The 18248-nt window shown below is 69.8% G+C and carries 15 protein-coding genes; 6 read left to right on the forward strand and 9 right to left on the reverse strand.

Annotated features, from left to right (window positions below; translation table 11 throughout):
• Positions 1-11: 11 nt before the first annotated feature.
• The 9 genes from tssB to AC3EGR_RS20005 all read right to left on the reverse strand — a co-directional run bounded on the left by tssB (position 12) and on the right by AC3EGR_RS20005 (position 11184).
• Positions 12-530, reverse strand: coding sequence for a type VI secretion system contractile sheath small subunit (gene tssB / locus AC3EGR_RS19965; protein ID WP_488548271.1), 519 nt, complete (start codon positions 528-530; stop codon positions 12-14).
• A 31-nt stretch (positions 531-561) separates the two neighbouring features.
• The gene (gene tssA, locus AC3EGR_RS19970) at positions 562-1563 is read right to left on the reverse strand and encodes a type VI secretion system protein TssA (RefSeq protein ID WP_488548272.1); all 1002 of its coding nucleotides are present in this window, start codon (positions 1561-1563) and stop codon (positions 562-564) included.
• 122 nt (positions 1564-1685) lie between these two features.
• Complete coding sequence (locus AC3EGR_RS19975; RefSeq protein ID WP_488548273.1) at positions 1686-3521, reverse strand: ATP-binding response regulator; 1836 nt, start codon at positions 3519-3521, stop codon at positions 1686-1688.
• A 10-nt stretch (positions 3522-3531) separates the two neighbouring features.
• Positions 3532-4221, reverse strand: a complete 690-nt coding sequence (locus AC3EGR_RS19980) for a response regulator (protein WP_488548274.1) — start codon at positions 4219-4221, stop codon at positions 3532-3534.
• Positions 4222-4589: 368 nt separating this feature from the next.
• Positions 4590-6212, reverse strand: coding sequence for a c-type cytochrome (locus tag AC3EGR_RS19985; protein WP_488548275.1), 1623 nt, complete (start codon positions 6210-6212; stop codon positions 4590-4592).
• Positions 6213-6226: 14 nt separating this feature from the next.
• The gene (locus tag AC3EGR_RS19990) at positions 6227-6841 is read right to left on the reverse strand and encodes an SCO family protein (protein ID WP_488548276.1); all 615 of its coding nucleotides are present in this window, start codon (positions 6839-6841) and stop codon (positions 6227-6229) included.
• A gap of 68 nt (positions 6842-6909) precedes the next feature.
• Positions 6910-8748 carry a multicopper oxidase family protein gene (locus tag AC3EGR_RS19995; protein ID WP_488548277.1) on the reverse strand — a complete coding sequence of 613 codons (1839 nt, stop codon included), beginning with the start codon at positions 8746-8748 and terminating at the stop codon, positions 6910-6912.
• A gap of 326 nt (positions 8749-9074) precedes the next feature.
• Positions 9075-9719, reverse strand: coding sequence for a response regulator (locus AC3EGR_RS20000; RefSeq protein ID WP_488548278.1), 645 nt, complete (start codon positions 9717-9719; stop codon positions 9075-9077).
• Entirely contained in the window at positions 9712-11184 is a 1473-nt protein-coding gene (locus AC3EGR_RS20005) for a sensor histidine kinase (RefSeq protein ID WP_488548279.1), read from the reverse strand. The genes AC3EGR_RS20000 and AC3EGR_RS20005 overlap by 8 nt, the downstream gene beginning before the upstream one ends.
• Positions 11185-11671: 487 nt before the next feature.
• Here AC3EGR_RS20005 and AC3EGR_RS20010 point away from each other — a divergent pair, with 487 nt between their 5' ends.
• The 6 genes from AC3EGR_RS20010 to AC3EGR_RS20035 are packed head-to-tail and all read left to right on the forward strand — an operon-like array spanning position 11672 to position 18248.
• Positions 11672-13354, forward strand: a complete 1683-nt coding sequence (locus tag AC3EGR_RS20010) for a GspE/PulE family protein (RefSeq protein ID WP_488548280.1) — start codon at positions 11672-11674, stop codon at positions 13352-13354.
• A complete protein-coding gene (locus AC3EGR_RS20015) occupies positions 13335-14147 on the forward strand; it encodes a hypothetical protein (protein WP_488548281.1) in 813 nt (270 codons plus the stop codon). The genes AC3EGR_RS20010 and AC3EGR_RS20015 overlap by 20 nt, the downstream gene beginning before the upstream one ends.
• Before the next feature lies 1 nt (position 14148).
• Entirely contained in the window at positions 14149-14670 is a 522-nt protein-coding gene (locus AC3EGR_RS20020) for a PilN domain-containing protein (RefSeq protein ID WP_488548282.1), read from the forward strand.
• A complete protein-coding gene (locus tag AC3EGR_RS20025; RefSeq protein ID WP_488548283.1) occupies positions 14657-15202 on the forward strand; it encodes a hypothetical protein in 546 nt (181 codons plus the stop codon). The genes AC3EGR_RS20020 and AC3EGR_RS20025 overlap by 14 nt, the downstream gene beginning before the upstream one ends.
• Positions 15199-15798, forward strand: a complete 600-nt coding sequence (locus tag AC3EGR_RS20030; protein WP_488548284.1) for a hypothetical protein — start codon at positions 15199-15201, stop codon at positions 15796-15798. The genes AC3EGR_RS20025 and AC3EGR_RS20030 overlap by 4 nt, the downstream gene beginning before the upstream one ends.
• Positions 15798-18248, forward strand: coding sequence for a secretin and TonB N-terminal domain-containing protein (locus AC3EGR_RS20035; protein WP_488548285.1), 2451 nt, complete (start codon positions 15798-15800; stop codon positions 18246-18248). The genes AC3EGR_RS20030 and AC3EGR_RS20035 overlap by 1 nt, the downstream gene beginning before the upstream one ends.

Here is an 18248-nt window from a genome sequence, read left to right on the forward strand (position 1 = left end):
GTGCCTCCGTGTCAGGCGTTGGGGTTCGATGCTTCGGCGTCGGGCTTGCGCGCGTCGGCCAGTGACTTCAGCAGCGCCGGGTCGGCGATCACCTTGGACATCAGCTGCTCGGCGCCGGTCTTGCCGTCCATGTAGGTGAGCAGGTTGGCGAGCTGTTCGCGCGCCTCCAGCAGTTGCCGCAGGCCGTCCACCTTGCGCGCCACGGCGGCGGGCGAGAAGTCGTCCATGCTGGTGAACGTGATGTCCACCGCCAGGTTGCCTTCGCCGGTGAGGGTGTTGGTGACCGGGAAGGCCACGCGCGGCTTCATGGACTTCATGCGGGCGTCGAAATTGTCGACGTCGATCTCCAGGAACTGGCGGTCCGCCACCGGTGGCAGCGGCTCGCTCGGCTTGCCCGACAGGTCGGACATCACGCCCATCACGAAGGGCAGCTGCACCTTCTTCTCGGCGCCGTACAGCTCCACGTCGTACTCGATCTGGACGCGCGGGGCCCGGTTGCGGGCGATGAACTTCTGACTGCTGGTTGCCATGGCGGGCTCCTTACGTAGGCGGTTCGCGTGATCAGGGCTGGTGGGTGGTGCCGGCCAGCTTCTCGATCTGGTCCAGGCCGTCGGGGACCAGGTCCCGGACGATGTCGATGAAGTTCTTCCCCATGAGCCGCTGCGAGCGCCGGATGAACAGGGGCGCGGGATTGCTCGGCTCGTTGCGCTCTATCCATTCGCAGGCGCGTTCCAGCGCGCGGATGGCATCCTCGCGGGTCATGATCGGACCGATGCCCCCGACCTGCGCGGCGGCGGCTGCGGCCGGCACGTTCGCGGCAACGGCGCCGTCGGCGGCGCCACCTTGGGGGCCGGCGACGCGCTGGCCGGCTTCCGCCAGGCCTCCGAGCAGCCGCTTCAGCGGCAGCAGGTCGAGCGACTGGCCGGAGGCAAGGTGTGCATCGAGGCAGGCGGCCAGGCCGTCCACCGCGGCGTGCCCTTCCTGCAGCAGATCGCGCAGACCCGGCGACGCGTCGATGGCGCTGGCCAGGGCCTCGAGCACCGCTTCCTCCGCCGGCACGGACTCGCCGGGGTCGGGATCGGCCCGGCGCAAGGCCAGCTCGATGTCGCGCACGGTGAGCGAGCCCCGCTGGCCCGTGAGGCTGGCCGCGCGCAGGTCGGCCAGGCCGGCGCCCGGGTGCAGCAGCGGCATCAAGGCGTTCACCCTGGCCGTGGGATCGTCGTGGTCGCTCGCATCGAGCTGTGGATGCAGGTGCGGCCAGTGGCGCTGCACGAGCGAGTGCACCAGCTGCAGCCCGCGCACCGCCCCGGACAGGCCCGTCAGCCGCGCGCCACTGCGCACCAGCCACACGGCCACGCGCAGGTCACGCGTGCGCGCGGCGAGCTGCCGCGCCTGCTCGTCGACCCGCGCCCAGTCCGGGTCCTGCGGCGGGATCACGGTCTCCCCATACTGCTGCCCCGGCTTGCCCGCGCCCGCCTCCTGCAGCGCGAGGAAGGCCGGGTCGTACTCGAGGTCGGCGCCGCAAGGCGCGTCGTCGGCCAGCGGCGCCAGCAGGGGTTCCATTGCGAGCTCGGGCATTGCGGCAAAAACGGAGGGTGTTCTGAAAACCTGCGACTACTCTACGGACGCGGGCTTGGGCGCACACGGGACGAAAGTCACTTCGTGCTCACTCCGCGTTCGCGTCTTCAGGTGATGTAGCCGCGCAGCGCGTTCAGCAGCTTGCGCGCCTGCACCGGCTTGAACAGGACGGGGTGTTCGCTCTCGGTGGCACGGCGCAGCTCCTCGTGCGAGGTATCGCCGGTGATCAGGATGGCTTTCACGTCGAAGCCGCATTCGCGCCGCACCGCGGCGATCGCCTCGAGTCCGTCGGGCCCGTCGCCCAGATGCAGGTCCGACAGGATCAGGTCGGGCGGCGCGTCGCGGCGGCGCATCAGGAGCGTGGCCTGCTCGACCGTCCCCGCGGCCAGCGCTTCGTAGCCCCACTCCTGCAGCAGCAGCGAGAGGCCCTGCCGGATCGGCTCCTCGTCGTCGATGATCAGGACCGTGCGGGGCTGGCCCACCGGCTGCGGCATCGGCAAGGTGTCGGCCGCAGCGGTCACGTCCTGGATCTCGGCGAGGCCGCCGATGGGGATGCCGATGCGGAACATGGTTCCGCGTCCGGGAACCGAGGTCACCACCAGGCGATGTCCCAGCAAGGAGGCCAGGCGCTTGACGATGGCCAGGCCCATGCCGAAGCCGCGGTCGCGCGCGCGCCCGCCGTGGCCCACTTGGTAGAACTCATGGAAGATGCGCGGGAGCTCGGACGCCTCGATCCCCGCGCCGGTGTCCCAGACCTCCACGTTCAGGAACTCCTTCGTCGTGCGCGCGACCACGACCACGCCGCCTTGCTGCGTGTACTTGATGGCGTTCTGGATCAGGTTGCCGAGCAGCCGCTCCAGCAGTTGCGGATCGCTCGTGACCGACTTGCCTCCGGGGAAAAACCGCAGGCCCAGCCCGGCCTGTTCGGCCTGCCCCGCGAAATGCATGTGCAGGCGCCGGAACAGGTCGCGCAAGGGAAAGCGCTGGAAGTTCGGCTCGATGGTGCCTGCGTCGAGCCGCGAGATGTCCAGCATGAGGTTGAAGGAATGGTCCAGGCCATCGATCGATCGCACCAGGTTGTGCACCAGGAGTTCCTCGCCGCTGCCCTGCAGCCGTTTCTCCAGCGTGGCGGCGAACAGGCCGAGTGCGTGCATCGGCTGGCGCAGGTCGTGGCTGGCGATGGCGAGGAAGCGGCTCTTTTCGTGATCCGACCGGATCGCCGCATCGCGCTCGGCCTCCGCGGCCCGGATGCGGTCTTCGCGGGCGATGGCCATGCGCACGTTGCGCAGCCACCTGCGTCGGGCGGCCCAGGCGACGACGCTGCAAGCCAACGCCAGGAGCACGCCCAGGCCTGCGTTCAGCTGCCAGTCTGCGTGCTGCAGCCACTCTCCGGCAGCAGCGGACAGGGGGAGCACGGCCGCGGCGACCAGGGGCAGCGGCAAGGGAGCCCACGCAATGGCACCGGCCAGGCCCGCTGCGCCCAGCGCCACGGCAAGGATCATGCGGTCCGTCTGGGTCGCGGGCCCGATGATCCATGGCACCAGCGCCAGCATGAACAGGCAGGCAAGCGCGAGCGCGGGAGTGGTCCACGGCCGCAATGCCGCCATCCGGAACCGGCGCCGCCGCTGGTGCACGGCTGCCCAGGGCAGCGCGCCAGCGGCGATCAGCGAGAGCGCGATCCAGGGCCAGCGCCAGGGCGCGGACAGGAGCAGCAGGCCGACGGCGAGGGCCGGCACGAAGGCGGCGAGCACGAGGGGCGTATCCGCGATGACCGCGCGCAAGGCTTCCTCGCGCATGCGTCGCGCGCGGTCATCCGCCTCCGCGCGGGGCAGCGCGTCGTGCGAGACATCGGGCCCTTCCACCGCCACGAAGGTCGTGCGCGGCGCCGCGGGCACGCGTGCCGCGTACGCAACCGCCGGGTCTGCGCTGAGAAGCGCCGACACGGTCCCTCGCTCACCGGAAGAGACTGACCAGGTGCGAACGAGACTTCACGTCCAGCGCGAGCAGCAGCGAGGACACGTAGTTCTTGACGGTTCCCAGCGCCAGCGCCATGGAGTCGCTGATCTCCTGGTTGGTGCAACCCGACAGCACCATCTCGAGGATCTCGAGATGACGGGGGCCGAGCTCGGCGACACGGTCGTACATCGAGGAAGAAGGAAAGCGCGGGAACAAGGCGTGGCACGCGCCGGCGCTGCGCACCAGCGCTCCGCCCTGCGGCCACAGCAGGGCCGACAGCACCTCGCGTATTTCGGACGTCACCGCACCTTTCGGCACGTAACCAACCGCTCCAAGCGCTCGCGCCTGGCGGACCACGAATTCGTCCTGGGTGGCACTGAACACCGCGATGCGCGCGCACGGATGCTCGCGCACGAAATGGCGCAGCCCCTGCAAGCCCTTGCAGTCGGCCAGGTTCAGGTCGAGCAGCACGGCATCGATGTCCGGAACACGCGCGTAGAGATCGAGCGCGTCCTGCAGCGAGGTGGCCTCCAGCCATTCGAGGGGCACGCCGTGCAGTTCGGTATAACAGGCCTTCACGCCATAGCGCACCAGCTCGTGGTCGTCCACGAGCAGCAGCCGGCGCGGCCGCGGCGCGGAAGGGGGAAACGGGAAAGACTCGGACGCCGAGGCCGTCATCGCGTGCATGTCACTCCTCCTGGGCTCCCACCGCGTCCACGCTCGCGCACTTCTTGTGTCCGGTGCCCTGCCAGCGCACTGGAACGATTACGAAGGGTGCAAAGCTTAGGCATGAACGCGTTGAAACGCAAATCAAAGTTATGAAACCCACTCGATGCATGAGCTACCTCAGCGGTGCCGCTCGGACCAGGAACAAGGAAGCTGATCCGCAGCGAACGCGACCGAGGAAACAAGCCACTGCAAAGAGTCAGCGAAAGATAGGCGCTGCGCGGCGCGGGCGCGTGTGCCAAACGGAATAGCGTGCGGCAACGCAGTTGCCACCGCAGAGCTTGCAGATCGACGACAACACGGCCGCGCGTGCTACGACGCCCCGCCGCTCAAGGAGCGGAGCGCTCCCCCACCGGCACGAACCCTTCGGACGCCGGGTCTAAGCGCACCATGTAGCCCGTCTTCGAAGCGAAGCGCTGCCCCTGGCCGAGCGCGAGGCGCGGGTACAGGCCGAGCACGTGCCAGCGCTCGACGTTGGTTTCGATCTTCTCCACGAGGTACTCGCGTCCGAGGTGCTCGTCGGCGTCCTGCATGGCGCTGCGCAGCGACATGCACGCCAGGTAGGCGTCGGCCTGGACGCGTTCCCCGGTCGGCGTGAGACCCTGGCTGCGAAGCCACTCCTGCATGCGCTGCGTGCGCGCGTAGCGTACCTCCGGCAGCTCGAAGGGATAGGCCATCAGCGCGTGCTCCTTCCAGGCGCGCGGCAGCGGCACCGCGTCCCGGCCGGCCAAGGTTGCGGACACGAGCACGGCTGGCGCAGGGGCGCGACGGCCGGCGAGCCGATGCAGGTCGGACGGACGCAACCACAACACGAGGACATCCCGCGCACTCACTTCTTCCATCAGCGCAGGGGAACCCGTGAGTGCATCGACCTGCACCGTCTGCTCGCCGATGCCCTGGCGAACCAGCAGGTAGCGCAAGGCGTCCGCGGCGCCTTTTGCCGTGTCGTCCGAGTCGCGCAGGACCTGCACCACCTTGCCACGCGTGGGGAGCGCCGCGATGTGCTGGGCCATCAGCGATGCTTCGAGCAGCACGCCCCGGCTGAGGTACAGCGGATAGAAGCCCGCGGCACCGTCCACCGGCAGCTCCACGTGCGGGAACACGCAAGGCAGGCCGCTTTTCTCGCAGAAGCGATGCACCGGGGCCCAGCTGGCGGCTCCCACGCCACCGACCATGCCGAACACGGTCTGCTCCTGGGCGCGACGGGCCAGCTGCGCATCCCAGCTTGCCTCCTCGCCCTGCAGGTCCCAGACGTGCAGCATCCACGTCGGCGGCTGCCGCAGGCTCATCTCGGTGGCCAGCTTGCGCCGGCCGCGCTCCGCCTTGCGACCCGCGTTGTGCTCGGCGAAGCAGGCCTGCAGCACGTCCACCATGGCCTGGCGGCTTTGCGGCGGAACGCCGGGCGCGATCACCGTGGCGAAATGCAGCGGGCCCGATGCCGTCGCCAGGCCGGGCGCTTCCGAGAGCGACCCCAGGTACGCCATGAGCGCGCGGACTTCCTGCTCCTGCAACTCGTAGCGCGGCATGAGGAAGTCCAGCGGCCGGCCGCCGGGATCCACGCCCGTTGCCAGCGCGCGCCGCAGCGACGCCTCCGCATAAGCCGGGCGGCCCACGCCGATCGCCGACGGCCCCGAGCCCGCGGGTTGCGCCCGCAGCAGCGTCTCGGTGCGGATCGGCGGGATGTAGCTGCGGCCTTCGGACCCGCCCAGCGCGCTGCGCCGGTGGCAGTTGACGCAGGCCGCGTGGGCGCCGGTGATCTCCTGGCCGCCCGGCCGGCGGGCACGCAAAGGCGTGCCGTCCATGCGCCGGCCTTCGAGGTAGAGCGCGCGGCCGGCGTTCAGGTCGGCCTCGGCGCGAACGCGGGCGGCTTCATCGCCCGAAGCTGGCGGCACGCCGGCGACGACGGGCCCGCAGAGCAACATCAGCGATGCGAGGCGCAGCAAGCGCAGCATGTCCGCTCGCAGGCTCAGTGCGGCGCCGTGATGCGGCGGTATTCGGCCATCAGGTCATTGGACGAGACGAACCCGTCCAGCCGCACCCAGGGCTGGCCGGGCGCCGCCCGCAGGAAGGTGACCGGCCGGTGGTGCATCTTGTCGCCGAACCACGCCTGGAAGGCCTTCTGCACGGACGCGCTCGCCGCGATGGTGCCGGTATAGAACTCCCACTGCGGGCCGGCGTCGAAGCGCGCCGCGTACTCGCTCAGGCGCTTGGGCGTGTCCTCCTCGGGATCGATGGAGATCGACACCATGTGCACGCGATCGCGCTGCGGCCCCAGCCGCCGCTGGAACTCCGAGAAGTTCTGGCTCAGGATGGGGCAGATCGCCGTGCAACTGGTGTAGATGAAGTTCAGCGCCACCGGCCGGCCGTCGTCGAGCGACTGCGCGATGTCGATCTTCGTGCCGTCCGAGCGCACGAGCTGCACGGAGGGCAGCCGGTATTGCGCCAGTTGCCGCCCGTGCTCGGGCGCGGCATCGGCGTGGTGGTGGTGCTGGTCGTGCGCCAGGACCGGTTGCGCGCCAGCGGCCAACGCAAGCAAGGCAGACAGTGCTGCGGTCCGGATCACGCGTTGAAGGTACGGCATGGTGTCTCCAGGAAAAGGGACGGAGGGCACGCGCGGCCCTCCGGGTTCGTCACGGACGGGGCAGCGGCTCAGCGCCCCGGCGGGATGGCGCCCACGTAATACGGCCGCATCATCTCGTGGTCCTCGTGCGAGAGGATGTGGCAGTGGAACAGGTACTCGCCGGGCCGCGTGAACTTCGCGATCACGCGCGTGACTTCGCCGGGGAACATCTTGGCGGTGTCCTTCTTGCCGGCCTCGTTGGCCTCCGGCGGCTTCGCCCTGCCCACCAGCTTGATGCTCGCCGCATCCAGCACGCCGCCCTCCGAACCATCGCTGTTGGTCTTGGGCGTGATCGTGCCCGTGAAGGTCTGGCGGTTGAGGACGCGGAAGTCGACCAGGTGCATGTGGATGGGATGCGCATCGGCCGTGGTGTTGTAGAACTCCCAGATCTCCGTATCGCCCAGGCGCGGGTTCTCGGAGATCGGGTCGGTGAACACCAGCGTGCCGTTCAGCGCCGGACGGCTCGGGTCGACGATCCCGCCCATGGTCTGCAGCCGGCCGCGCGAGTCCGTGCCCTCGAACAGCAGGATCTTGCGCGTGCGAGCCGGCTGCGCAATCACCGGGACCGGGCCGGACACGGGCCGCAGGTTGGCCGGCAACGGCCGGTCGGGCACGCGCGACAGCGGCAGGTTCACGCGGAAGGCCATCACCTGGCCCGCCGTGGCGGGATCGACCGGATCGCCATCGGGGTAAGGAGCGTTCGCGCTGTTGTTGATGACGATGGTCTGGCCCTGCCGGCGTGCGAAGTCCAGGATGATGTCCGCGCGTTCGCCCGGCGCGACGCTCAGTACCGACAGCGACACGGGCGCATTCAACAGTCCTAGATCGGAGCCGATCTGGACGAAGGGCATGCCGTTGGACAGGCTCATGTCGTACACGCGCGAGTCCGACGCGTTCAGCACGCGGAAGCGGTACTTGCGCGGCTCCACTTCCAGCACCGGCCAGGCGACGCCGTTGACCAGCACCACGTCGCCGAAGTTCTCCGGCAGGTGGCTCGGGTTCGGCAGGTCGGGCGCCTCCGGATCCTGGGAAGCGTAGAACAGCTCTCCATTGGCAAGGAAGGTGCGGTCCTGGATCATCAGCGGCACCTCGTACGGCGCCTTGGGCAGGTCGAGGGAGCGCTCGTTGGCGTCGCGGATGAAGTAGTTGCCGGCCAGGCCCATGTAGACGTTCAGGCGCGTGAGGCCCACGGAGTGATCGTGGTACCAGAGCTGCGTCGCCTCCTGGCGGTTGTCGTAGGTGTAGAGGGGGTTGAACAGCCGGCCCCGGATGTCGTTGCCGGGCGTGGCCCACGCATCGGGCAGGCCGTCGCTCAGGTATTGCGTGTCGCCGCCGTGCTGGTGCGCCACCAGCGGCACGGGACCGGTATAGCGCCGGTTCGCCGGGTTGCCGCCGTTCAGGGGATCGGCCCAGTGGATGGTCTGGTCGACCGGCACGCCCTGCGGGTACGAGATCCCGAACAGGTCGTTGGTGTAGCGGACCTTCACCGCCTGGCCTTGCTGCAGCTCGAAGGAGTAGCCGGGGGACACCGCCGGCTGGAGCGCGGTGCCGTAGGCCCACGCCTTGTGCCGCAGGCGCCGGCCGGTCGTGGGATCGACCAGGCCGGCATCGTGCTGGACCTGCGTCACGTGGATGTCGAACAAGGGCAGCCGCGTCGCCGGGTCGACCCCGGTCGGCCGGTACACGTAGTCCGGCGCGAGCAGGTTGGGCAGCGGGTTGACGAAACGGGGCTGCCGCAGCGGGTCCAGCAAAGGCGTGGCGGTGGCCAGCGCCTGCAGGGTCGGATTCCGCAGGCGCGCGGCGGCGGGCAGCATGATGCCGGCCGCGGCGCCGCCGGCGAGCCCGAGAAAGTTTCTTCTTGGAATCATGGAAATCTCCTCGCGTGTGGGGAATAAAGACGGTCGGTGGAGCGTTGCTTCAGGACCAGAGCAGGATGCGTACCCGGATCACGCCATCGAGCGCACGGCGCGCCGACGCTGGGGCAAGCTCAAAAAAATCGCCTCACGCTCGGTGCAAGCGGCGTCCCCAGGGTTGGGGGTTGCTTCCCCGTTCGTGGGTCCGCGCGGGTCGGATGCGAAGAGTTGCGGCCGCTTCCTGTCTGCGCGAGAATCGCGTCAAGCCGCCCGCGTTCATGCAGCCGCGAAGGCGCGGGTCGATCGTGCGGTGTCCTCCTGCGGACGCGCGCGGGACAGCGTCAGCGCAGGGGCCGTTCGTGGCGGCTGGCCAGCAGCGCCGCCTCCACCCTGCTGCGCACCTGCAGCTTCTGCAGGATGTTGGTGACGTAGTGCTTGATGGTCTGCTCGGAGAGGAAGATCTTCTCGCCGATCGCGCGGTTGGTGTAGCCGTTGCCGATCAGCGCCAGGATCTCGCGTTCGCGAGCGGTCAGCTCCTGCAGGGGATCCGGAGCCTTGCCCTGGGTGAGCGACACCAGCATCTCGCCTGCCAGCGACTGGGAGACATAGACCTCCCCGGCGGCCGCGGCGCGCACCACGCGGGCCAGTTCCTGCGCCGACACGCCCTTGAGCACGTAGCCGCGCGCGCCGGCCTTGAAGGCCGCCAGCAGGCGGTCCTTGTCGTCCGAGACGGTGAGCATGACGATGGTCGTGGCCGGGCATGCCATGCTGACCTTTTCCGCGGTGACGATGCCGCTCCAGCCGGCCATGCTGATGTCCAGCAGCATCACGCGCGGCATCAGCGTGCGGGCCATCTGCAGCGCCTGCTCGCCGCTGTCGGTTTCGCCGATCACCTCGAAGTCGGGCTCGGCCTGGAGAGCGGCCACGACGCCATGGCGGAACAGCGGATGGTCGTCGACGACCAGGATGGTGAGCGGCTCAGACAAGGTTCTCCCCCCTCGATCGCAGCGGCAGCAGCGCGCGGACCGTCGTGCCTTTCCCGGGCGCCGACTCGATGGTGAAGGTCCCGCCGGCCACCTCCACCCGCTCACGCATGCCGGCCAGCCCCAGCCGGCCCTTGCCGGGCTGCGTGGGCTTGAATCCCGGCCCGCCGTCCTTCACCTCCATGACGACCCGGTCGCCGTCCCCGTGCACGTTCACCCTGCAATCCGTGCCCCGGGCATGGCGGTACACGTTCGCCAGCGACTCCTGCAGCACGCGGCACAACGTGATCTTGGTCCGCGTGGACGCATCGACGCCGGCCTGCAGCGCGCACTGCAGTTGAACCTTGGCGCTGGTCTTCAATTCGTAGTCGCGCACGACGCGGGCCACCAGTTCCGGCACGGTGAGGTGCTCGATGTCGGGCAATTGCAGGTCGGCGGAGATCGCGCGCAGGTCGGTCAGCGCGGCCTGCACCGCGACCCGCACGGGCTCGAGGTTCGTCCCCAGGCATTGGCCGTCGCGCGCCTTGCTGCACCCGGACGACACCGTCTCCAGGCGCATCAGGGCGTATCCGAGGTCCTGACCCGGGCCATCGTGCAGGTCGGCGGACAGGCGCTGCAGGAAATTCTCGTTGAGCGCCGTCGCGCGTCGCGCGGCGCGGCGCACCCGCCGGTGCAGCACCGTGTTCTGGGCGTTGACCGCCGTCAGTTCCGCGACCTTGGCGCTCAGGTCGCGCTGTTGCCGCGTGATCGTCTCGCTGCCGCGCCGCACGACGACGAACAGCAGCACGTACATCAGCAGCATGGTGCCGGCGAAGATGATCCAGCTGCGCCGCTGTCCCGCGGCCACTTCACGATCGACCTCTTCCGCGCTCTGGTAGAACTCGGCCACGGCAATGATCACGCCCAGGTTGTCCGCGTGCACGGGAGTGTAGGTCTCGATCGCACGCGGCAGCGGCTGGCCGTGCGTGTGGCGGTCGGGGCGCTCGGTGACTTCCGAATAGATCGTCCCCTTCAGTGCGGCCGCCAGTCCCTCCTCGATCGGAAAGGTCTGGCCGATCTGCGGCGGGTCGTTGCTGTACAGGATGCGCCCGTCGCGCCGCCACACCCTCAACCCGACGATCTTCTGCCCCAGGGCGGTGTGCGTCAGCAAGTCGTCCAGCGTGGCCCGATTCGCCGCCGTCAGGTCGTCCGCCTGCGCCAGCCCCTGCAGGTGCTGGGACACGAAGCTGTCCACGTACAAGGCCGTGACGGCCCCCATGCGGTGCACGACGCTTTCCTCCACCTGTTCGCCGAACCAATGGCCCATGAACAAGGTGCCGGCCAGCAGGATCGGAAATCCGAGCAGCAGGAACTGCTGCGACAGGGACCGGCCGAAAAAGAGCCGGTTCATCTGCGCCACCCCACGCGGCAGCGCGCCCAGGGCTCCACCGGGCACCAGGGCCCCCGGGTCTATCGCGTCTGCAGCCATGAATCGCCCCCCTTCCTGGCCATTGGCCCGGCTCGGCTTTCCCGGGGACGAAGCGATGGCGCGAACAGCATCGCCGGATGGTCCTCGTCCATCGTCCCCTTCGAAGCAAGCCGCAGGCCTGTCGTCCGGCATGCGGTCTGCCATCCCCGGCTCCATTCTCGGAACATTTGGCTGAATGTCGAGACTGGTCTTCGCGCAGGGGCAGAAAGTCACCATGCGTGCCTCATGCGCCGCAGCAACGGGAGCGCGTCGGCTCGCGGATGGCGCGTTCCCGAACTGCCGGGCGGAAGCGCGGGGCTTTTGCCCCGGTTTCCGGGGAATTCCCACCCACGACGGGGTGGTTTTCCCGCCGAGCGCCGGGGACACCACGCGCGTGGCCACCGTGGGTACAGGACTTGCTCGCCGCTCCCATGCGCAGGGATACGAATCCCACGATCGCCATGCCATCCCGAGCGCGAACGAGGAGACGGCCATAGGAAGTTCACTGATGCACGCGATGCCGGAGGCCGGCGGCATCGCACCAGGCCTGTTGAAGGCGGCGCGCGAGCGCGCCGCCGTCTCCGGCCGGGGGGTGATCGCGGAACTGGAAGAACTCGCCGGCGTCGACCCGGCCGGCTTCGTCCAGGCGGTGGCCACCACGCTGCACTACCCCTTCCTGTCCAGCGCGGCGCTGTTCGCCAGCACCCCGGCGTTCGGGCGTGTCCCCCTGGCCAAGGCGCTCCAGCGCGGATGCGCCGTGGTGCGGCTCGCGAGCGGCGAGATCGTGGGCGTGCTGGCCGACCCGTTCGACGCGGCACTGCTGGCCTGGCTGGATACGCGTCTCGCCGGGGCCCCCATCCACCTTGCCCACTCCGACGACATTGCCGCGCTGCTGGCCCGGCACGAAGAGGAGTTCCGCGCCGTCGACAGCGTCGCCACCGGCCCGGAGGAAACCGTCGCCGACCTCGACGGTGTCGAGAACCTGTCGCTCGCCCGCATCGACGAGGACTCCAGCGTCGTCATCAAGCTGGTGAACTCCACGCTGTACGACGCCCTGAAGGCGCACGCCAGCGACATCCACCTGGAAACCAACGACGCCGGCCTGACGATCAAGTACCGCGTGGACGGCGTCTTGACCACGGTCGGCCGCGTCCCGGGCAGCGACATGGCCGAGCAGGTCATCTCGCGCATCAAGGTGATGGCGGAGCTGGACATCGCCGAGCGCCGCGTGCCGCAGGACGGGCGCTTCAAGGTCGCCATCAAGGGCCGGCAGATCGACTTCCGCGTGTCCATCATGCCCAGCATCTACGGCGAGGACGCCGTGCTGCGCATCCTGGACAAGCAGGACCTGGCGGACAGCCTGCAGGGCGTGCGGCTCGGGTCGCTCGGCTTCGAGCCGGACGCCATCGGCACGCTGCGGCGGCTGGCGCGAGAGCCCTACGGCATGGTGCTGGTCACGGGCCCCACCGGCAGCGGCAAGACGACGACCCTCTACGCGATGATCTCGGAGATCCACAACGGGCAGGACAAGATCGTCACGATCGAAGACCCGGTGGAATACCAGCTGCCCGGCGTGCTGCAGATCCCGGTGAACGAGAAGAAGGGCCTGACCTTCGCACGCGGGCTGCGGTCCATCCTGCGCCACGATCCCGACAAGATCATGGTCGGCGAGATCCGCGACCCCGAGACCGCGCAGATCGCCGTGCAGTCGGCGCTCACCGGCCACCTGGTGTTCACCACCATCCACGCCAACAACGTGTTCGACGTGATCGGCCGTTTCACGCAGATGGAAGTGGACCCCTACAGCTTCGTGTCTGCCCTCAATGGCATTCTGGCCCAGCGGCTGCTGCGCCAGGTCTGCCCCGCCTGCGCCGTGCCCACCAAGCCGACGCCGGCGGAACTGGCCGAGTCGGGCCTGCAGCCGGAGGCCGTGGGCGAATACCGCTTCGTCGCGGCCCAGGGCTGCGGGCGCTGCCGGGGCACGGGCTACCGGGGACGCACCGCGATCGCGGAGATCCTGCTGGTCGACGACGAACTGCGCCAGCTGATCATCGATCGCCAGCCCATCGCCAGTGTGAAGGAGGCCGCGCGCCGCCGCGGCCTGCGCTTCCTGCGCGACACCGCGCTGGCGCAAGTCGCCGCCGGCCGCACCACGCTCCAGGAGATCAACCGTGTCACCCTGGTCCGGTGAGCGCTGGGTGGCGGTCCTGTCCCCGGAACGGGTGGCGCTGGTGCGCCGCCGGCGCGGCCGGAACGCAGCCTGCGCGTTGCACGCGCAGCGCGCCTGCGCCGATCGCAGCGCGGAAGCGGCGGTGGACGCCTTGCGCTTCGTGCTCGCCGAGGAGGACGTGAAGCGCGGCGAACTCACCCTGCTGGTGTCCAGCCATTTCGTGCAATACCTGATGATTCCCTGGCGCGCAGGGCTCGCCAGCCCGAAAGAGCTGGCTACCTTTGCCGAACTCTGCTTCGAGGAGACCTTCGGTGCCGAGGCGGGTGCCCGCAGCGTGGTGGTCGCGCGCGAACGCGCCGGCAGCCCCCGCATGGCGGCGGCACTGGGGCGCAGCTGGCTGGCCACGCTGGAATCGGCCGTGGCCGGCTCGCCGCTGCGGCTCGTCTCCGTGCAGCCTTACCTCTGCGCACTGTTCGATCGCGTGCAACCCGGGCTGCGGGGAGACGACTTCATGCTGCTGGTCGCCGAGCCGGCGCGCAGCTGCGTGCTGGTCGCGAGCGACGGCCGGTGGCGCAGCGTGCGCAGCATGGGCGCGCCCGTGCGTGCCGGCGACCTGGCCCACCTGATCGAGCGGGAAGTGCAGCTCTGCGGACTCGCCGACGGTGTCGTGCCACCCGTGTTCGTGCACGCGCCGGGACATGCCGGGCTGAAGCTGCCCCGCTGCAACGGCGTGGTGCCGCAGCACCTGGACCTGGGCGATGCAGACGAGGCGACGGACGATCCCTTGCTGGCCATGGCGGAAACGGCGGCCTGACATGCACAAGTTCCGCATCGACTTCCATCGTGCACCGCCTCCCAGCGCCGCGGGCTGGCTGCTCGCCGCCGCGGGACTGGCTTGCGTGGCGGCCGGCGGGTGGGAGCAGTACGACCAGCACCTGCGCCAGCAGGCCCAGGCGTCGCGGCTCGCCCGCCTGCAGGCCTCGGACAGCGCAGCGCTGGCGGCCGACAAGCCCGACGACCCGGCGCTCGCGGCGGCGAAGCAAGCCGTGCAGCGCGCACAACTGCCCTGGCGCAACCTGTTCGCCGCGCTGGAGCGGGCGAGCAGCGACGACGTCGCCCTGCTGGCCGTCGCGCCCGACGTCGCGCGGCGCCAGGTGAAGATCGAGGCCGAAGCGCGCAACTTCGCCGCCATGCTGGCCTTCCAGCGGCAGCTCCAGGCGCAGCCGGCACTCGCGAACGTCGTGCTGATGGACCACAGCATCGTCAAGGACGTGCCGGAGATGCCGGTGCGCTTCCACATGCAGGCCGGCTGGGGAGGCGAACGTGTCCTTCCCTAGGCTGCTGCTCATCGAGGCGCTGGTAGCGCTGCGCTGGCCGGGCGCACTGGGTGCGGCGCTGCTCGTGGCGGCGGGCGCCTGGGGCTTCGTGCTGCAGCAAGGCCACGACGAGCTCCATGCGGCCGGCGTCCGCCTGAACCGCCTGGAGCGGCGGGCGGCAGACGTGCGCAATGGCATTGCGAGCGCCCCGCTGAGCGTCGCGGACCGGCGCGCGCAGTTCTACGGCAAGTTGCCGGGCGAAGCGGACCTGTCGCAGCAGATCGAACGCATCTACACGGCGGCCACGGCGGAACAGCTGTCGCTGGAGCACGGCGAATACACCGGCGCCCAGCTGGTGGGCACGCGGCTGGTCCGCCATCGCATCGCGCTGCCGGTCAAGGGCAGCTACGCGCAGGTGCAGCGCTTCGTCAACGCGTCGCTGGGCAGCGTGCCCGGACTGGTGCTCGACGATCTCGGCCTGCAGCGCCAGCAGGTATCGGAGCCGCAGGTCGACGCCCGGCTGCAGTTTTCCCTGTTCGTGGTGAAGCAGTGAGCAAGCGCGGACGCACCCTGTTCTGGACGACGTTCCTCGGCGGTGCGGGCGTGCTCGCGGTCCTGCCCGAGTTCATGCCTTCCGCTGCCCGCGAGAGTGCGCCGGTCCGGCCGGTTTCCGCGTCCGCACGCGCCTCCGCGTCTGCGCCCGCACCCACGCTCCTGCCGGCGCCCGCGCCCCGGCCGCTGGCGAGGCTGCGCCCTGCCCCCGAGCTCGAACCGGCAGCCGCAACGAACGTGTCCGCCGAAGTGGCTGATGCCGCACCGCAGATCGTCCAGGCGCCCTTGTTCGGCCCGAAAAGCTGGAAGCCGCCGCCTCCTCCCCCGCCACCGCCGCCGCCGCCTCCACCCCCGCCGCCGCCGCCACCGCCACCGTTGCCACCGGCACCGCCGCCGCTGCCTTACCGCTTCATGGGACGGATGGACGACAGCGTTCGCCCGCGCGTGTTCCTGCAACGCGGCGAACGCGTGTACGCGGTGTCGGCGGGCGACGTGATCGACGGGCAGTACCGGGTCGACCGCATCGACGCCGGCCAGCTCACCTTCCGCTACCTGCCGCTGGACATGCCGCAGGCCCTGATTTTCGGAAAGTCCTGATGTATCGCCCCAACCGTTTCCCACGCCGCCCACTCGCCGCCCTGACGCTGGCCATCCTGCTGGCGGGCTGCGCCACGGACCAGGCCTTGCGCGAAGGGGAAGCCCTGATCGACCAGGGACGGTACGAGGAAGGCCTCGCTCGGCTCAACGAGGCCGTGACGCAGGCGCCGAACGAACCGCGCTACCGGAGCAGTCTCGCCCTGCAGCACGACCGCGTCGTCGTGACGCTGCTCGCGCGGGCTGAACGGCTTCGACAGACCGGCGACTATGCCGGCGCCACGGCAACGTACCAGCGCGTGCTGGCCCTGGACGAGCGCAACAGCCGCGCCATCGACGCGCTGCGCGTCCTGGAGCAGCGGCGCCATCTCGAGGACATGCTGAAGCAGGCACGCAACGCCTTCCGCCGCGGCGACGTGGAGCTGGCCGAAAAGCAGCTGGCCTCCGTGCTGGCGCTCGACCCCACTTCCGGCGACGCGCTGTCGCTGCGGCGCGAGATCGACCAGCAGCACGCGCGCACGGACAGCACCTACCCGCGCCTGCGCTCCCGCTACACCAAGCCCGTCACGCTCGAATTCCGCGATGCCCCGCTGCGCATGGTCCTGGACGCGCTCGCGCGCAGCACCGGGCTGAATTTCATCGTCGACCGTGAAGTCAAGCCGGACATCAAGGTGACCATCTTCGTGCGGCAGGTGGCGCTGGACGACGCGCTGGACCTGCTGCTGTCCCAGAGCCAGCTGGAGAAAAAGCTCGTCAACGACAACACCGTCCTGGTCTATCCGAGCACGCCCGCCAAGGTCCGCGAATACCAGGACTGGGTGATCCGCACCTTCTTCGTGACCAACATGGACGTGAAGCAGGCGCAGACGCTGATCAAGACGATGCTCAAGACCAAGGACCTGTTCATCGACGAAAAGCTCAACGCGCTGACCATGCGCGACACGCCGGATGCCGTGCGGCTGGCCGAAAAGCTGCTGCAGGCGCAGGACCAGGCGGACGCCGAAGTGGTGCTGGAAGTGGAGCTGCTGGACGTCTCGCGCGACCGCTTCCTGGACCTGGGCATCACCTGGCCTTCGACCTTCACCGTCCTGGCGCCGGGCGGCGCCGCCGCCACCCTCCTGAGCCAGCTGCGCGGCGGCCTGGAGGCCGAGCGCCTGGGCATCGACCGCTCGGTGCAGCTGCGCGCCAAGTCCCTCAACAACGACGTGAACACGCTGGCGAGCCCGCGCATCCGGGTGCGCAACCGCGACAAGGCCAGGATCCACATCGGCGACCGCATCCCCGTGGTGAACGCGACCTCGACCCCGTCCACGCAGGGACCGGTGATCACCGAGACCGTGCAGTACCTGGACACGGGTATCAAGCTGGAGGTGGAGCCCACCATCTACCAGAGCGACGAGGTCGGCATCAAGCTGACGCTGGAGGTGAGCGACTCGCAGGACGCGGGCCGCACCAATTCCGGCACGACGCTGGTGCGGGTGAAGACTACCAATGCGCAGACCTCGCTGCGCCTGAAGAACGGCGAGACCCAGATCCTCGCCGGGCTCCTGCGCAGCGACCACACCGCCAACGCCGACCAGATCCCGGGCCTGGGTGAAATTCCCGCCGCCGGACGCCTGTTCGGCCAGCACGACGACGACTACAAGAAGCGCGAGCTGGTGCTGTCGATCACCCCGCGCATTGTGCGCAACACGCCCTACCTGCCGCCGTTCCAGCTGGAATACGGCTCCGGCACGGAAGGCAGCCTGCGTTCGCGGCCGCTGATGCTGCAAGGGTCCGAACCTGCCGGCGAGGCCCTGACCTTGACGGCGCCCCCGGGCAGCCCGGGTCCTGGGGTCGGGCCGTCGGGGGGGCGGCCGACGTCGCCGCAGACCTCGCCGCAGACGACGACGGCACCGAGCTTCGGTCGCGGCCGGCCGCCGACGGTGCAGCCCATCACCCCCGTCCCGGAGCCTGTACCCCCGGCCGGACCCGCCGTCGGTTCGCCTGCGTCACCGACAGTGGGCGTGCCTTCCGTTCCCGCGCCCGTGGCAGGCGTTCCCGTGACGGTCGCCTTCGATGGCGTCACCCACCTGAAGGTGGGCGAGGAAGGTGCGGTGACCCTGCTCGTCAAGGCGGACCAGCCGCTGGTGAGCACGGCCTTGCAGATCGCCTTCGATCCAAAGGTCTTGAAGGTGCTCGAGGTGACCGAAGGCCCGATGCTGCGCGGGGACGGCACCAACACCAACTTCAGCGCCCGGAACGACGAGAGCGCCGGCCGCCTGTTCATCGGCATTTCCCGCGAGGGCGACAACGGCGCCACAGGCGAAGCAGCGCTGGTGCAGTTGCGCGTCGCCGGCGTCGCCCCCGGACCGGCGGCGCTCAAGCTGATCGTGTTCTCCGGCATGGGTCCCGGCAACACGGTGGAGTCCGCGACCTTGCCGCCGGGCCTGGACCTGGTGGTGGAGCCCTGA

It is taken from the genome of Ramlibacter sp. G4-7, from assembly GCF_057784995.1.

Bases quoted from the DNA above. Each gene is read 5' to 3' on its own strand.
- AC3EGR_RS19990 (WP_488548276.1), bottom strand. From the start codon at position 6,841: ATGCCGTACCTTCAACGCGTGATCCGGACCGCAGCACTGTCTGCCTTG.
- AC3EGR_RS19985 (WP_488548275.1), bottom strand. From the start codon at position 6,212: ATGCTGCGCTTGCTGCGCCTCGCATCGCTGATGTTGCTCTGCGGGCCC.
- tssA (WP_488548272.1), bottom strand. From the start codon at position 1,563: ATGGAACCCCTGCTGGCGCCGCTGGCCGACGACGCGCCTTGCGGCGCC.
- AC3EGR_RS20035 (WP_488548285.1), top strand. From the start codon at position 15,798: ATGTATCGCCCCAACCGTTTCCCACGCCGCCCACTCGCCGCCCTGACG.
- AC3EGR_RS19980 (WP_488548274.1), bottom strand. From the start codon at position 4,221: ATGCACGCGATGACGGCCTCGGCGTCCGAGTCTTTCCCGTTTCCCCCT.
- AC3EGR_RS20005 (WP_488548279.1), bottom strand. From the start codon at position 11,184: ATGGCTGCAGACGCGATAGACCCGGGGGCCCTGGTGCCCGGTGGAGCC.
- AC3EGR_RS19995 (WP_488548277.1), bottom strand. From the start codon at position 8,748: ATGATTCCAAGAAGAAACTTTCTCGGGCTCGCCGGCGGCGCCGCGGCC.
- AC3EGR_RS20010 (WP_488548280.1), top strand. From the start codon at position 11,672: ATGCACGCGATGCCGGAGGCCGGCGGCATCGCACCAGGCCTGTTGAAG.
- AC3EGR_RS20020 (WP_488548282.1), top strand. From the start codon at position 14,149: ATGCACAAGTTCCGCATCGACTTCCATCGTGCACCGCCTCCCAGCGCC.
- tssB (WP_488548271.1), bottom strand. From the start codon at position 530: ATGGCAACCAGCAGTCAGAAGTTCATCGCCCGCAACCGGGCCCCGCGC.